Source organism: Actinotignum urinale DSM 15805 (genome assembly GCF_000420445.1).
Lineage (GTDB): Bacteria > Actinomycetota > Actinomycetes > Actinomycetales > Actinomycetaceae > Actinotignum > Actinotignum urinale.
The window spans coordinates 16,801-32,030 of sequence record NZ_ATUY01000010.1 but is presented as its reverse complement, the minus strand read 5'-3'; the positions used below and the strand labels follow the sequence as shown (position 1 = coordinate 32,030).

The following is a 15,230-nucleotide window of genomic DNA, read 5'->3' as shown; positions in this document are numbered from 1 at the left end:
ACTCGTAGATGCGTGATGACATTCGATGTACGACGGTGGCCGGTGCGCGTCAATAACCGGCGCGCGAAGGTAGCCGATGTGCGTCGATAAACAGTGTGCGACGGTGGTCGGTGCGCGCAGACGTGCGGCGCGTGTCAACAACCGGCGCCCGTCGTAACACGGCGCGTGTCAACAACCGGCGCCCGGCGTAACACGGCGCGTGTCAACAACCGGCGCCCGGCGTAACGCGGTGCCCGTCGTAACCCGGCGCGTGATAAGCAAAAATTGTTACGCGCCCGCGCAACAATTGAAACGTGAACAACCACAAAAGGAGAAAAGTGGACAAAGTAGGATTTACCGTCGAAACTCGCCTTGACGTCCGGTGCGGTAGCGAAACGGGGAAATCCCTAGGGAGAACTGGTGTTATTCACACACCACACGGCAATATCGCTACCCCCGCATTCATTCCCGTGGGTACAAAGGCGACGGTAAAAACTCTGAATCCCGAACAGGTGAAGGGGGTGGGCGCCCAAGCTGTTCTTTCTAACGCCTACCACCTCTACTTGCAGCCGGGTTCCGATGTTGTGGACGAGGCCGGCGGGCTGGGTGCATTCATGAACTGGGATGGCCCAACATACACGGATTCTGGCGGTTTCCAGGTCCTTTCCCTCGGTAGCGGTTTCAAAAAAGTGTTGAGTAACGAATATGCGTCGAAGGCGGATGGTCGGGCGGATATGGAAACAGCAACCGATCGGGAGCGTTTGGCAAATGTGGACGACGACGGCGTATGGTTCCGTTCTCACCTCGACGGTTCCAAGCACCGTTTCACCCCGGAAGTTTCCATGGGGATTCAGCACGAACTGGGCGCGGATATTATGTTTGCCTTCGATGAGCTAACAACTCTCCTTAATTCGCGCGGATACCAGGAAACGAGTTTGGAGCGTACCCGTTTGTGGGCGCAGCGTTGCCTTATTGAGCATCAGCGTTTAACACAGGAACGTGTGGGCAAACCCTATCAGCAACTTTTTGGTGTTGTTCAGGGTGCTCAATATGAGGATTTACGGCGTAAAGCGGCGCGCGATTTGGGTGCGATGAATATGAACGGCCAGATGTTCGACGGATTTGGCATCGGTGGTGCGCTGGAAAAAGAAAACCTGGGCACGATTGTTGGTTGGGTTTCGGAGGAACTCCCGGAAAATAAGGCACGGCACCTTCTGGGTATTTCCGAGCCGGACGATTTCTTTGCGGCGATTGAGGCCGGTGCAGATACCTTTGATTGCGTGAATCCCTCACGAGTTGCGCGTAATGGAGCGATTTATTCGCCAGATGGACGGTTTAACGTGACACGCTACCAGTTCCGTCGCGATTTTAGGCAACTTGTTGAAGGATGCGAGTGTTATACGTGTTCGAACTACACCCGCGCTTATCTCAACCATTTATTTAAAGCAAAAGAAATGCTTGGCTACGCATTGGCGACGATTCACAACGAGCACTACACCGTAAAACTTGTGGATGATATTCGTGCAAGCATTGAAAATGGCAACTATACCGACTTCAAGGAAGAAACCCTGGGGCGTTTTTATGCAGGAAACTGGGGGCGTATTGACGCAAAACCTAAATCTGCGTTGAAAAAGCGCGGTGAAAAAGCGCGGTGAAAAAGATCGGTGAAGGATAGGAAAAACAGGATAGGAAAAACCGAAAACACTTGAAGCGGGGAAAGCGAGGCGAGCTGTAGACGCCAAGGCGAAGCGCGCAAGAAGCCACTCTGTAAATTTGCCACCCAGAACCGCGCAACTCAAGACTGCGCAGTGAATACGCTACTCAAACAAGTCAGTTAATACGCACCCGCGACCAGGCAGTAACACAATGAAAATCACGAGTTAACAATGTAGCTTGGCGATACACACCTTGAGATTGTTCTAGATTGTTCGGTGTGATTGGGACTTCAGAGCCTCGCGGGTTGCCTTGTCTGGAAAATGCGTAATTTCGTAGCGTGGTGGCCAGACTTTGGGCATAGGTTTAATGCCCTCCGGCCATACATCTCTGGCAACCTCAAGGCTGAGCGTGATGGGTTCCGTCGTTGTATCATCAATATCATCCACGAAGGTAATGTAATCCGCTTTAGGAATTGATCCGGCAGGGTAGGATTCTTTCCACACAGTTGAGGAAACCGTTCCTGAAGGCAGTTTGTGGACGTCGTAGGTGGCAAGTTTTCCAACATCTATGGACCAATGCAACATGTACTCCAGCTGGGCATCGTAGATGCGGGAACGGAAATGGGAGCGCATCTGGGACAGAATTTTTGACGCCGGGTGCCCGGGCAAGGGAATCCATTCCATCCAACCATCAGCCGCAATCGTGTGGGGAAGCGGATAAATCATGTCCTGATCCGGGTAGTGCATAATATTTTCCAGTGCTTCCGGAAGGAACTCATCATCGGCTCGAACAATGAATAGAGCGTATGGCGTGGCGGGAATAAAAAGGAAAAGGGTATCCGGATACTCTTCCTTAAGAGATTCCGCAACCGTTCTGAGCATTTCCACATCGGCGAACCAGGCACACTGGTGGGGCGAGGGCGTTTCCATCATAAAGACTTTGGCGCCATTTCCTTCATATACGCCAAGTTCGATACGCGCTGCTTTTCCGTCGGAATTCAATCGGTGAAAAGTGTGGACGGCGTCGTGGAATAAGGGGTATAAATCATCGGTTTCGGGATCAAAACCGATGTCGTTGAAGAAGATGGTTTGAATATCGTCGCCTTCGACACTACTAAGGCCTACGCCGATGAAATCTGTCAGGGGTATGAAAATCGGGGAGTCTTCTGTTCCGTTGCGGAGGTTGACGAAAAAATCTGCTGCGCGTACAAGAGGGATAACTGGGCTATCCTCGGAAGGAATTTTCCCAATAATACTGTCAATAATTTGTTGCTTACGTTCTTCTTCGCTTATTTGGTAGGCCGACGGGTGGTCATCATGTGACGAAGTGTTCTCTCCAGGGTGAGCGCGGTTGGCGTGGTCTGACAGGCTTGGCTCTTCAACGCTGGCTTTTGTGGCATTGCTAATGCCGATGGTGAGGAGTTGTATGAGGCGTTTTTGACGTACGTCCGGGGGAAGGTTATCTCGAATAAGTTCGAAAGGGCGGAAGCGGAAAGTGCGTCCGTCTGCCAGAAGAATATCGAGCCAGGGACCAGATGTTGTAATAAGCGCATCGGCGAGCTGGGGATGTTTTGTGGCGACCTCAAGGGCCCAGTGCATGTCGGACATAGGATAATCATCTCAAAATTTAACGAGAGAGTCATTATTCTTGGCACAAGAGTTGTGGATTGTATGAATTTCGTTCGGTATGTGGATAAAAATGTCCACAAACTGTGGATAGAGCTCGTCAAGGAAGAGGGGCTGTGGATAGAGAAAATAATGCTGGACGGAGAGTGGCAAACTAGGCGAAACGGAAGGAGATATATGGGCACAGTTCTTCAAGCACGGACTGGACAGCATCACATGCGGTTGCGTCCGGGAGAAATTTGCACGGTAGGGAAAAACGGTTTATTGAAGATGTCGGATATTCCGGACGCGCCTGGGATACCTCCAATATTCCTGAGCTTAGCTTGGGTGTATGACTCGTGGCGGATAACAAATATTGGGCGCGCAATAAGCGTCGATATTCAGGTTTCGGCCCCAGAAGGAGGCCGTGAATTCGCAAGTCTTCAGGAGGCAAGTTCGTGTTCGTTACCGCGCGGAAACTATTCTGTGGCAATACACCATTGTTACGGAACATACGATGTAGAGATTTCCGTAGGGCACATTTACGTCGTGAAAGGACCAACGGATTCGGGGATGCGGTTTACATCGAGCCAAAAGAAGTTGCTGGTTGCTTTAGGCGAGCGCATATTGCGTAAAGCGCACAACGAAAGTGTAGAGGAAAAATTTCGCGGAGAAAATGCCGGCAGGTTTCGCGAATATTCTGCGCGTTGCAGTGGATTAGTCGACGGGCAAGCATACGGACATAGATGCGGTGAACAGCCTTTCTGTAGTCACATGTTGTACGACGAGGACATTCCTCCGTCGTACATTATTGCGGAAAAACTCGGGTGGAGAATGACGCAATTTAACCGAAAACTCGATAATGTGTGTCAAAAATTTGCGCGCCTTGGTGTTGAAGGCATGCTTGGAAACCGGAAGCAGAAAGCAATGTTTCGACGAAATAGGGCGGTCGCCTATGCTCTGTATACGGGGGTGATTACACCGCAGGATGTATCCTTACTTGCCGCAATCTAGTGCTTTTGGAAAAGTTTTTTCTGCTGGAACTCAGGTTCGCTGGTGGTGTTGACTCCGAGGTTTCGGAAAATTCCTTCATCGACGGATCCGAGAATCGTCGTCGTGTGAACGTCACATCCGTGGAGTTTATGGAGACTGTTGAGAGCTTCCTGAGCCAGGGGGTTCGACGCGGCAGAAACGGCGAGCGCAATCAGCACTTCATCTGTGTGAAGGCGGGGATTGTGTGAACCTAGATGTGTGGTTTTGAGATTCTGGATAGGAGCAATAATTTCCGGGGCGAGGAGCTTCACGGAATCATCCATTCCGCACAAAACTTTCAAAGCATTAAGAAGCATTGTGGATGAGCAACCGAGCAGAGGCGTTGTTTTTCCGGTAACAATTGTTCCGTCGGGAAGCTGAATGGCTGCGGCTGGGCCTTTCGTGGATTTAGCCTTGGCACGTGCGGGTGGGACAACTGGGCGATCTGTTGCTTTTAAACCAAGTTTGGACATGGTAATAGCGATACGCCCAGAGGCAACGGATTCTGATTCTGCACGTTTCTCCTGGACGAGCGCGTGATAGTAGCGACGAATAATTTCTTGCCTTGCGGCTTCTTGGCACACGGCATCGTCGGAAATGCAGAATCCGACCATGTTAACGCCCATATCCGTCGGGCTTTTGTACGGGGTGTCTCCGGTCAGTTCGCGCAAAAGAACTGTTAGGAGGGGGAAAACTTCAACGTCGCGATTGTAATTCACGGTTTGTATGCCGTAGGCAACAAGATGGAAGGGGTCAATCATGTTGACATCGTCCAAATCCGCCGTTGCGGCTTCATAGGCAAGGTTAACAGGATGATCGAGAGGGAGGTTCCATACCGGGAAGGTTTCAAACTTCGCATAGTTTGATTCCAGTCCGCGTTGGTGATCCTGGTACAGCTGGGATAGGCATGTGGCTAATTTTCCGCTGCCCGGGCCCGGTGCGGTGACGATAATGAGGTTTCGTTCCGTTTCGACATAATCGTTTTTCCCAAAACCGGCCTCGGACATAATGAGAGAGGTGTTGGAAGGGTATCCGTTGATGCGACGATGTCGCGAAACTTTCATTCCAAGTCTTTTCAAACGACGACGGAAGTCTTTCGCGTTCTCGTTATCGTCTTCCCACTGGGTGAGGACTACATTGTTGACGAAAAACCCTGCTTCACGAAAGACGTCAATAAGGCGAAGAGTTTCTTCTTCATAGGTGATGCCTAGATCGGCACGTGTTTTAGCTCGTAGATCGCGTGCATTGCATGCGACGACGATTTCTAGTTCATCGCGTAGTTCACCAAGCATGGTAATTTTATTATCGGGTGTGAAGCCGGGCAGAACGCGCGAGGCGTGGTAATCGTCGAATAATTTTCCACCCATTTCTAGATAGAGTTTGCCATTAATGGCTTCGCGGCGTTTGCGAATTTCCTGGGATTGAAGTTGGATGTATTTTTCACGATCAAAACCGATAGCGTGAGACGCCGGAAGTGTGGGGGCGTTAGAAGCAGAAGACATTCGTTTCTCCACGGTAATTAAGGCAATAAAACACGTACGAAAGTAGCTTACTCTGAAGTGTGATATTTTTGCTGAAATTCCCTCCAAATAATTAATTATTAACGGGTTAAGATTTGATGTTCATCGGTTACAATCAAAGAAGGAGGTAATGATGCCAAAAATACAAGCACCAACAGTTGATGAACATCGTGCAATGCAAACACGTAAATTAGTGGACGCCGCCGAAGCCCTTTTGCGAGAAAGTAATGGTCGGCACTTATCGGGAGGGGCTGTTGCCGTGAAAGCGGGAATGGCTCGTAACTCTATTTACAGATACGTCCAATCTGTAGATGAATTACGTTTACTCGTTCTGGAGAGAAATATTCCACTGTGGCGTGCTCAAGTCATGCAGGATATTAATATGAACGGCACTCCCGCAGAACGTTTGGCCGAAATCGTGGCGGCATGTATAAGACAATCTGCCGAGGGGAGTTCGCATCAGTGGTTGATGGGACTTATGCGCAACTCGGGCGGAAAACCTGTTCGCAAAGAAGCGGAAAACAAGGTTGCTCGAAAAGTTGCCTCGGTTCACAACTTTTTGATGACATGCTGAATAAATGCTGGAAAGACCTTGGGGTAGCTCACCCAGATGTGTGGGCATCCTTTACGCGAGCCATCATCGTTGATGGTTTTAAGCAAATTGAACACGGCGCAACCCCGGCAATAGTATGTTCTACAGCAAAAAACGCTGTTCTCCTAATGACTAATGAGCAAAAAGGTGATTAAAATTTCTTCGTTACATTTATGCACATTGCGTAGACAATGTTCTGAAGAAAGGATCACACATGTCAACAATCAAAGTCGCAATTAACGGATACGGTAATCTTGGCCGTGGTGTCGAGAAAGCAATCGCACATGCTAAGGATATGGAACTGGTAGCGGTTTTCACTCGCCGTGATCCTGAGTCTGTTACCACACAAGGCGCACCTGTTGTTTCTCTGGACGATGTGGACGCATGGGCCGATAAAGTGGATGTTGTCGTTAACTGTGGCGGTAGCGCAACAGACCTTCATGTTCAAACACCTATCATTGCGAAGAAGTTCAACGTCGTTGATTCTTTCGATACCCACGCAAAAATTCCGGAACATTTTGAAGAAGTTAACAAAGCGGCAGAAGGTGGCTCCAACCTCGCTCTTATTTCAGGCGGTTGGGATCCCGGATTCTTCTCACTTCTTCGCGTGTACGGAGCAGCTTTCCTTCCCGAAAGTGACGTCTACACATTCTGGGGTCCGGGTCTTTCCCAAGGGCACTCAGACGCCGTTCGTCGTATCGAAGGTGTGAAGAAAGGTGTTCAGTACACGATTCCTGTGGAAGAAGCACGCCAGCGTATCCTCGGAGGTGAACACGCAGAGCTGACTGTGCGTGAAAAGCATGAACGTGTTGTTTACCTTGTTGCTGAAGACGGCGCAGATAAGGATAAGATTCGCGACGAAATCGTGAATATGCCGAACTACTTCGACGAATACAACACAACCGTTAACTTCATTAGCGATGCAGAATTCGATGCTGAACACACGGGAATGCCTCACGGAGGAGACGTTATTCGCCTCGGTAAGACGTCAGAAGGCGTGCAGCATGTTATTCACTTCAACCTCAAGCTGGATTCCAACCCGGAATTCACGGGTTCTGTTCTTGTGGCATGTGCTCGTGCAGTTGTCCGCATGAATGCTGAGGGCGCGCAGGGCGCCATCACCCTCTTCGACGTTCCTCCGGCAAAGCTTCATCCGGCAACCCCGGCGGAGCTTCGCGCACACATGCTCTAAACTACGGGGTTGGGCTTACATAACGTAAGGCCACCAAAGTAAATTCTCTAGAATTAACCTGTGGGGGGTGTGGATTTCTTCCGAAATCCACACCCCCCACAATTTATTTACCTAATCAAAAGTTAAGCCAAACTGACTCTACACCTGATTTTCCTTGGTATATCAAGAAAAAATGCCCGGTATGCGAAGGAATAGTCCCCGAAACCAACACGTTTTATCCACTATCCCCATTGTTATATTGAGGAGTTTTTGGCGACTACCGCAGTTTTCTTATTGCTCAAGCGTGTTCTTCATTTTCTGCCCGGCGCTAGGCACACAGGGCAGGCAACAATTTTTGCTGATTAGAAAATCGGCTTTAGCCCTGCGCTTGTCAACCACTCTTGAATCTTTTCGTCATTTTCAAGATCATCAAGAGTTTCGCCACGAAGTGTTAATGGTGTTCCCAAGGTGGCTTCCGGTGCTAAATCGTTGAAAATCGGTTCCAAAATACCATCAGGTTCAATACTGTACGTGTAGAAAGGCAGAATAAGACGTTCCCCGATATCAGCCTTGCGAATAAAGTTTTGTACGATGCGCGGAACCGTTGTGAGCCATAGCGGGAAACCAATAAGAATCACGTCGTAGCCCTCAAGATCGGGAACGTCGCGAGTAAACGGTGGATAAAGATTGGCGACTAGTTCGAGATTATGACGGTTTTTGCAATTCTCAACATTGCCGGGGTAAGTAAGAATAGGTTCGATGGCAAAAGTATCAGCCCCGAGCTTTCGCGCAATCCGTGTTGCCAGCACTTGCGTTTGCCCAACAAGCATGTACTTTTCGTCGTCGTACCACATGTTTAAACCGGGGCGTGAAAAATAGGCAACGAGAGTTTTTGGGTGAGATAAGCCCGCTTGGGACTCGCTATTATTCTCGTGACACATAAATCCTCCAATTTACAAAAAGTGTGGTGCCCGAAAGCACCAAGTCACAATACCATGAGATTATTGGAAATACGGGGATAAAAGGGCAAAGTATGAGCGAGTAAACGTCAAGAGCGAGTTGGATTTCACACAATTTTGTTTGTAATGTTGTATTTTTGAGGCCATGAAAGGCGGTGACATGAGAGAAAACGGCGTAATATCAAGGATACATCGGCTTCTCGAAGGTGAGTCCGGGCAGGATGGAGAGGTTTCTGCGCGGATATTGCCTGTAGCCAAGCATCTGAACGCTATTCGCGAATCCTTCCCATTTTGCATTATTCAGGCACCTCCTGGAACGGGAAAAACGACGATTGTTCCACCACTTCTCGCCCAGTGGATTTTGGAAAAATCTCGCGTGCGTAACGTTGATGAGCGCAGCGAAAATGTGCGTACTGTAGATGCAGGTGCCGAAGATGCGCTTACCCCAGATGCGCGTCTTGAAGATTCCCGTTCCGCAGATTCACGTCCGGCAGTGGAACGAGTAATCGTCACCCAACCGCGCAGGGTTGCGGTGCGCGCGGTTGCCCGTCGAATAGCGCAACTTTTAGGCGAAAAAGTTGGAGAAACCGTGGGATATACGGTTCGCGCAGAAAGCGTAACATCGCCACGCACACTCATTGAAATCATGACACCCGGCGTACTTCTGCGCCACCTACAAACAAATCCCGAACTTGTGGGAATTTCCGCCATAGTTTTCGATGAAGTACATGAGAGGCACCTGATCTCGGACCTCACCCTCGCATGCTGCTTGGAAACGGCAAGCCTGCGGGAGGACCTGGCTATCGTCGTCATGTCAGCAACGATGGAAACGGGAAAAATTGAAAAAATTTTCGCCGAAACCCTGGGAACACCGCCCGAAATAGTAAATATTTCCGCCGACATTCACCCGTTGCACATTCGCTACTGTCCGCCAGCGAGGGGAGATGAAGCGCTGGGCGTCATTTCACGTGAGGGCGCTACAGGTGTGAGGAAAGAATTTTTGGGACACGTTGCGCGAATATGTGTAGCAGCTTTGCAAGAAACAGCCACGGGCGACGTTCTTGTATTCCTCCCGGGGGTGCGCGAAGTGGATAACGTTGTGGATAACCTGAGGTCACTGTGCGGAAATACTGTGGATATTTATCCTCTTCATGGAGGAATGACCGCGCGTGAGCAAGATAAAGTGCTCGACGGAAATAGCGACACCCGTCGCGTCATTGTTTCAACCGCAATAGCCGAATCCTCGCTCACCGTGCCTGGAGTGAGAATTGTGGTGGACGGGGGACTCAGCCGAGAACCACGCGAAGATATAGCGCGAGGAATATCCGGGCTCGTGACCGTGATGGAATCACAAGCCTCAGGAATACAGCGCGCCGGACGCGCGGCTCGCCTCGGCCCAGGAATCGCCTACCGTTGCATGAGCGAAAACACCTGGGCGAGACTCGCAGCCCACAGTGAACCAGAAATACGGATAGCAAACCTTACAGATTTCGTGCTCAACGCTTGCGTATGGGCAGGAAGCGTGGATGGAATTGCGCAACTACCCCTTCTCGATCAACCGCCAACCGTTGCAGTTCAGGCCGCTTGCCATACCCTTCGCAGTCTGGGAATTATGGATGGGGAAGGAACAATTCCGGATGGTGCCCTCTATGCGCAATTCCCTAGCGATGTTCGACTCGCCCGCGCCATGTTTGAAACAGAACATATTGTGGGGAGAAAAAGGGTAGCGCAATATGCCGCGGCGCTCGCGGATAAGCCACGCATACCCGGTGCAGATTTCACACAGTGGAGAAAATACGTGGGATCCGACTGGGCATATAATACTCGGCGTTTCGAAAAAGAACTTAGGCGACGCGAAAGGGAAATCTCAGACGGGGCAGGCGGGGATTATTTGCCAGCACTTGAGCCCGGAAACAGCAGTCGTCACGCAAGCCAAGGTTACTTAACCGAAGGCCAGTCAAGCCGACGTAACCAAACCCAAAGCCACTCAAGCCGACGTAACCAAACCCAAAGCCACTCAAGCCGACACCACTCAAGCCAAGGTCACCAAATCCAAGGCGATAATGAAGCAGGAATGAGCGACACAATCAGCGCAAAAAACCATAACGTCGCAACACGAGAAAAAGATTCGTCGCCGGTGAAATGTGACAATGCCACTGCCCTCGCCTTGGTTATCGCAAACGCCTATCCAGAAAATATTGCACAGCGACGCGCTCGCACCTCCAGGTACCTCCTTGCGAACGGTACAGGGGCCGTTCTTCCTGAAAATTCGCCACTAGAAGGGGAAGAATGGCTTGCCATAGCCGATATTTCGTCCAGTGCAGGGAAATCCGATGCCCTTATTCGCGCAGCTGTGCCCCTCACCAAAGAGATGGCATTGAGCGCAGGCGCAAACCTTCGTCATAAAGAAACAGAAATATATGTAGCGGGAAGAACAATACACGCAAGAACCCGAGAACTTTTGGGAAACATAGAGATATCGAGTCTTGATATGCAAAAGGTTGATGCCGCCGAAGCCCGCACATACCTTATTCGCGCCCTTAAGGACGGAGAAATTCCGCTCGTTTTCACCGACGAAGCAGAAAAACTCCGGCAACGCATAGAGTTCTTGCGACGCGAATGTGGGGATAGTTGGCCTGATGTGAGCAACGAATTTTTAATAACTCATGTTGAAGAATGGGCGGGGATAGAGATTGACGCAGCATCTCGCGGAAAGGAGTGGGCATCTGTAACAGCGGAGATGCTCATGCGGTTATTGCCCTGGCCACTTTCCATGCAGATCGACGAACTCGCGCCCGCGAGAATCCAGGTTCCGACGGGAGACACGCGGCAAGTGGATTACAGCAAGGAGCGTCCCGTGGTGCGTTTGCGTGTTCAGGAGGCGTTTGGTTGGAAAAATGCCCCGCTTCTTGCGGGTGGAAAGGTGCGGCTCACCTTGGAGTTGCTTTCTCCCGCACAGCGTCCGCTTGCTGTAACGGACGACTTGCGCGGTTTTTGGGAGGGGAGTTATGTGCAAGTTCGCGCGGAAATGCGCGGACGATACCCGCGCCATCCCTGGCCGGAGGACGCTCTTAATGCTCAACCGACGCGCCGCGCGAAAAAGAAACGAGACGCGAATTAGCCGAAAGTAAGAAGAGAATCATCCGTTTCGCCAGCGAAATCGAGGCGCAAAGCAGTTGCGGCACCGGCGAAGTTGCGAAGTTTTTCTTCGAGCATTTCTCGGGTTAAACCTTCCATTGGCAAAGTTAAACGCAACTGAAGCTCTCCCGAATCCATGACGACATCGCCTTCAAGCAAGCGCGACACCTCCGTCAAGATTTCGCGCGCAACCTTTTCTCGTGGCGAGAACAGAATGGGGGCGTGAATGTACAGGAAATTACCGAGCCCTTCGACGGGTGCGTAGCTCGCGCGGATGGTTTGTGCATCACTGTCGGCTCGCCACACGACTTTGAATTCATAGGTGATACCGTCCCGGGAGATTGCCCTATAGTCCGTTACCAATATTTCGTAGAGTCGGGCGGCGTTCAAGAAGGGTTCATTTGTTGTTGCTGAATTTGTGGAGGAACGTTGAGCGTGGTGGGCAGAACCGTGGTGGGCCTGCGTGCTGGGAGCCTGCGTGCTGGGAGTCGACGCATCGCGTGTGAGAGTGGAGGAAATCTCTGTTGGGTGCGAGTCCTTTAGGGAGTTTGGGGCGTCTTGAGACTCCTCCAAACTTTGGGCCTGAGCCACACATAATTTGAGGAACAGTTCGAGGCGTGATGCCGTCGTCGGAAGAGAAACGGTGTAGTGAAGGCAGGGGGTGGCGTGAATGAGCCGAATTCCGCCAAGGGGTAGCACGTGGGCATCGCGGATGAGTTGCATTAAATCCGGGCTGTTCGGGTCGATTCCGGATGCGCGAAGAAGCTCATTTTCGCGCGCAGAAAGCTGAGTTCGAGATGAAATTGGGGTGGCAATATGGATGACTTCGCGAGTCGTTTCACGGCTGGAAATACCTAGCCAGCACAGTATGCTGCGCCCAGAAATATGAATAATACGCGATTCGGAAGCATTCGTGTGGGGCGTTGTGTGCGCGGTGTTGTTTCCGTTATTATGTGCGGTGTCGTTTTCGTTGTTGTGCCCGGTGTTGTTTCCGCTGTTGTGCCCAGTGTCTTTTCCGTCGCCGTGAGCTTTGTGTTCATTGGGGAAAGTGTCGTTTCCGCTATCGTCGGTGGTGTTCTTAGCGTCAACGGTGGAAAATTCATCGAGGATGGCGCACACGGCCTTCCACGTGTCCAAAGTGTCTGATGTCCGGGGTGCACAAGAAGGTTCGCTCATATTCACCCCTTAAGTATGACACGGTTAGGCAAGATATGTGGGACGAAGATCGTAAACCTGGGCGTGATCAATGTGAGATTACCGTGTGGTGAATTATGCGTGTCGAGAAAATAAGTTATTAGTGTGCGTTTCGGATAAAATAGGGGAAAGCTAATTTTGTTACACACTTTTATCGTCATGCGCAAAGGAGGAGGTTTCGGTGAGGTTTTTCCGTAAAAAAATGTCGGCTAATTTACCGGAAATTTCTCAGGACACCATAGATATTGCACTTCTTAACATTATTAAAGAGGAAGCTCCTTTAACGTCGCCTCGCCTATGGATAAATCGCATGGAGTTTACGTCCCGCGCGGCGGCGCTGAATGCGCAAAAACGCCTTGACCGCAACAGTTGGATTCAGCAATATCAGTTAACGCAGTTTGCTCGCGGGCGCGACGATTGGATGCTCACCCTGTGGTCTGTTACCGCTATTGATAGTGGCGTTATTCTTGATACTCACGCCTATTTGGACATGATTGCCAAGGGCAGTGGCGGAAAATTTGTGGGATGGGAAGTTTCTTTGGAAGCCGCTATCCGTGATGTGGATAATCCCGATTATTATCCACAGCCTTGTTTGGGTTACCAGATTCCTGGGGATAAACGTTATATGGAGGAATCGCGACGGTTGGGTTCGCGCCTTCTCGATCGCGCACGTGTTACCGCAGGTAGTTTCGACGCAGTGTGTGGCGCCTTTGAAAACCTTCGCACACGCCGTTCGCCACACGCCTTAAGGCAAGGGATAGGCGTATTGCTGGGAGATACTTTGGTAAAAGATCTCCCCCTTGTGTGGATGGCGTACCGCGAATATGGCGGTTTCTACCCCGCAATTCTTGGTCTAGAGAAGGCTAACCTCTACTATCCCGAAAACCTTGTGGCAATGGCTCTTGACGAGGAACGCGAACTGCGCGAGGTTGTGAAGGAAAACGTAGCGGAGGCCGAAGTCTACTAGCGCATTGCAGGTTTGCCGTGTGCGCGGGCTTGCAAAAGCGTTGGCTTGTCAAAGGTGCGAGCTTGCAAAAGCGCGGACTTACCGTATCCACAACTTGAACCCTGGATGCGATACGTCCCCAACAATCACCTACATGTATGCGGGTAGGGAATTAGCTCGCATTTTCCATTAATGTCGCATAATTATTGGCCGCTGAATCGATTTGCCCGATGACCCACGCCAATGTTTGCCCGGTCAGCTCAAATGCATGCACATACAACACGTCATTATGAACTACGACGACGCCACCTGCCGCTAACTCGCCACAAAGCTGAGAAAACCGGGGGACCGAATCTAGGGTTGCTTCGCCTGCCAAGAACGCCACGGTGACGGTGTCCGCGCCGGTGGGAAGTTGGTTTCGCATCAAAACAAGAGTTGTAGGGGGTGTTGCGGATTCTGTTGAAGACGATTCGCCCACATTCTTTGATGGGTATAACCAGCGAAGGGGAAGTGCGTCCGCAACGCTTTCGCCACATTCCGTTTCTGGAATTAAAGCTGTAACGGCGTGAAAAACGTCTTTCCATGAAAAAACAGGGCGACTTGCGTCAATGTTAACGCGCTCCAGCGCCTTCGCCCAGCTTTCGTCAACGTCGGCCCGTTCTTTATACTGATCGGCATCGCCGGGCGTGGCACCCACGTGTGGATGAACCTCGGGTTTCGTTGTAAACGCCATGTCGAGAGATTCGTTCATTCCCACAATGGGTTGCTCACCGAAAAGCTCGCCCTTTTTTGGCGGAACATTGTCTAAACCACCCACGAAAACCGCTGTGGCATCAATAGTTGCGACGACGAGGAACTTGACGAGATTCATCAGCCTGGAAACTGTGAGCCCTGAGAGCCGCACCGCGACATGGATGCAGGCTTGATCGTCAATCATGCGTACATCCCCGAGGCTGAACGTGGTGAAAACCCAGCCAGCTAAACCGTGTATGTCTATCAAATCGGCTTTGCCAACCCGGCAGTACAAGTTGAGGTAGGAGCGCCCGGCGGTGTCCTTCATGGGGATGAGCTCCACATGTTTGAGGTTCGGGCCAATAGCGATAGGCAGGCGCAGGCCATCGGTTGTGTCTACGGGTTTCATTGCGGTTCGACATGCACGAATAATGCGTTCCCAGCTGTGTAGTGAATAGCCGGGCTCGCCGGGTTCTGGTTCTGGAACGGCGCCGAGATGTTCTGCTATCTCGTCAATTTCTCTGCCAAGCTCATTTAGTTCATCGTACATATCGCTCATTCTGCTATTTTACGTGGTGCGCCCAGTCTTATGTGAGCCGGCGGCGTTTTGGGTGAGTAAGCAAGCTCATATAGAAGGCTTTGTTGCCGTCGTGAACAAAAAATGAGAAGGAAGGGATACTGCGAAAATTGTAGAGTAAAAAGTTTAT

The 15,230-nt window shown here is 50.8% G+C and carries 12 protein-coding genes; 7 read left to right on the top strand and 5 right to left on the bottom strand.

Annotation, left to right across the window (positions count from 1 at the left end):
• The first annotated feature begins 317 nt into the window (after positions 1–317).
• Positions 318–1,634 carry a tRNA guanosine(34) transglycosylase Tgt gene (gene tgt, locus G445_RS0107290; RefSeq protein WP_022866883.1) on the top strand — a complete coding sequence of 439 codons (1,317 nt, stop codon included), beginning with the start codon at positions 318–320 and terminating at the stop codon, positions 1,632–1,634.
• A 264-nt stretch (positions 1,635–1,898) separates the two neighbouring features.
• Here tgt and G445_RS10310 read toward each other — a convergent pair whose 3' ends face one another.
• Positions 1,899–3,242 carry a hypothetical protein gene (locus G445_RS10310; RefSeq protein WP_022866882.1) on the bottom strand — a complete coding sequence of 448 codons (1,344 nt, stop codon included), beginning with the start codon at positions 3,240–3,242 and terminating at the stop codon, positions 1,899–1,901.
• A gap of 63 nt (positions 3,243–3,305) precedes the next feature.
• On the opposite strand from G445_RS10310, the gene G445_RS0107280 reads away from it, so the two are divergent.
• Positions 3,306–4,253: a hypothetical protein gene (locus tag G445_RS0107280; RefSeq protein ID WP_026421037.1), complete on the top strand. Its 948-nt coding sequence runs from the start codon at positions 3,306–3,308 to the stop codon at positions 4,251–4,253.
• Here the strand turns inward: G445_RS0107280 and G445_RS0107275 are convergent.
• Positions 4,250–5,773 carry a DUF1846 domain-containing protein gene (locus G445_RS0107275; RefSeq protein WP_022866880.1) on the bottom strand — a complete coding sequence of 508 codons (1,524 nt, stop codon included), beginning with the start codon at positions 5,771–5,773 and terminating at the stop codon, positions 4,250–4,252. The genes G445_RS0107280 and G445_RS0107275 overlap by 4 nt on opposite strands.
• Before the next feature lie 148 nt (positions 5,774–5,921).
• On the opposite strand from G445_RS0107275, the gene G445_RS10960 reads away from it, so the two are divergent.
• From G445_RS10960 to G445_RS0107265, 3 genes are read left to right on the top strand one after another with little or no spacing between them, the layout of a single operon-like run.
• Positions 5,922–6,365 (top strand): TetR/AcrR family transcriptional regulator, encoded by a 444-nt coding sequence (locus tag G445_RS10960; protein ID WP_156825581.1) that lies wholly within the window; start codon positions 5,922–5,924, stop codon positions 6,363–6,365.
• Entirely contained in the window at positions 6,359–6,538 is a 180-nt protein-coding gene (locus G445_RS11555) for a hypothetical protein (RefSeq protein WP_040430895.1), read from the top strand. The genes G445_RS10960 and G445_RS11555 overlap by 7 nt, the downstream gene beginning before the upstream one ends.
• 59 nt (positions 6,539–6,597) lie before the next feature.
• Complete coding sequence (locus tag G445_RS0107265) at positions 6,598–7,575, top strand: diaminopimelate dehydrogenase (RefSeq protein WP_022866879.1); 978 nt, start codon at positions 6,598–6,600, stop codon at positions 7,573–7,575.
• A gap of 341 nt (positions 7,576–7,916) precedes the next feature.
• Here the strand turns inward: G445_RS0107265 and G445_RS0107260 are convergent, their stop codons facing one another.
• A complete protein-coding gene (locus tag G445_RS0107260; RefSeq protein WP_022866878.1) occupies positions 7,917–8,495 on the bottom strand; it encodes a flavodoxin in 579 nt (192 codons plus the stop codon).
• A 178-nt stretch (positions 8,496–8,673) separates the two neighbouring features.
• On the opposite strand from G445_RS0107260, the gene G445_RS10295 reads away from it, so the two are divergent.
• Entirely contained in the window at positions 8,674–11,634 is a 2,961-nt protein-coding gene (locus tag G445_RS10295; RefSeq protein WP_051127037.1) for an ATP-dependent RNA helicase, read from the top strand.
• Here G445_RS10295 and G445_RS0107250 read toward each other — a convergent pair.
• Complete coding sequence (locus G445_RS0107250; protein WP_156825580.1) at positions 11,631–12,827, bottom strand: hypothetical protein; 1,197 nt, start codon at positions 12,825–12,827, stop codon at positions 11,631–11,633. The two genes, G445_RS10295 and G445_RS0107250, sit on opposite strands and share 4 nt — an antisense overlap.
• Before the next feature lie 220 nt (positions 12,828–13,047).
• Here G445_RS0107250 and G445_RS0107245 point away from each other — a divergent pair, with 220 nt between their 5' ends.
• The gene (locus G445_RS0107245; protein ID WP_022866875.1) at positions 13,048–13,812 is read left to right on the top strand and encodes a hypothetical protein; all 765 of its coding nucleotides are present in this window, start codon (positions 13,048–13,050) and stop codon (positions 13,810–13,812) included.
• Between the two features lie 151 nt (positions 13,813–13,963).
• On the opposite strand, the gene G445_RS0107240 is transcribed toward G445_RS0107245, so the two are convergent.
• Positions 13,964–15,082 carry a hypothetical protein gene (locus tag G445_RS0107240; RefSeq protein ID WP_022866874.1) on the bottom strand — a complete coding sequence of 373 codons (1,119 nt, stop codon included), beginning with the start codon at positions 15,080–15,082 and terminating at the stop codon, positions 13,964–13,966.
• Between the last annotated feature and the right edge of the window lie 148 nt (positions 15,083–15,230).

Coding starts and splice junctions, on each gene's coding strand:
- G445_RS0107245 (WP_022866875.1), top strand. CDS start 13,048: ATGTCGGCTAATTTACCGGAAATTTCTCAGGACACCATAGATATTGCA.
- G445_RS0107275 (WP_022866880.1), bottom strand. CDS start 5,773: ATGTCTTCTGCTTCTAACGCCCCCACACTTCCGGCGTCTCACGCTATC.
- G445_RS0107280 (WP_026421037.1), top strand. CDS start 3,306: ATGAATTTCGTTCGGTATGTGGATAAAAATGTCCACAAACTGTGGATA.
- G445_RS10310 (WP_022866882.1), bottom strand. CDS start 3,242: ATGTCCGACATGCACTGGGCCCTTGAGGTCGCCACAAAACATCCCCAG.
- G445_RS0107260 (WP_022866878.1), bottom strand. CDS start 8,495: ATGTGTCACGAGAATAATAGCGAGTCCCAAGCGGGCTTATCTCACCCA.
- G445_RS0107265 (WP_022866879.1), top strand. CDS start 6,598: ATGTCAACAATCAAAGTCGCAATTAACGGATACGGTAATCTTGGCCGT.
- G445_RS11555 (WP_040430895.1), top strand. CDS start 6,359: ATGCTGAATAAATGCTGGAAAGACCTTGGGGTAGCTCACCCAGATGTG.
- G445_RS10960 (WP_156825581.1), top strand. CDS start 5,922: ATGATGCCAAAAATACAAGCACCAACAGTTGATGAACATCGTGCAATG.
- G445_RS0107250 (WP_156825580.1), bottom strand. CDS start 12,827: ATGAGCGAACCTTCTTGTGCACCCCGGACATCAGACACTTTGGACACG.
- G445_RS0107240 (WP_022866874.1), bottom strand. CDS start 15,082: ATGAGCGATATGTACGATGAACTAAATGAGCTTGGCAGAGAAATTGAC.
- G445_RS10295 (WP_051127037.1), top strand. CDS start 8,674: ATGAGAGAAAACGGCGTAATATCAAGGATACATCGGCTTCTCGAAGGT.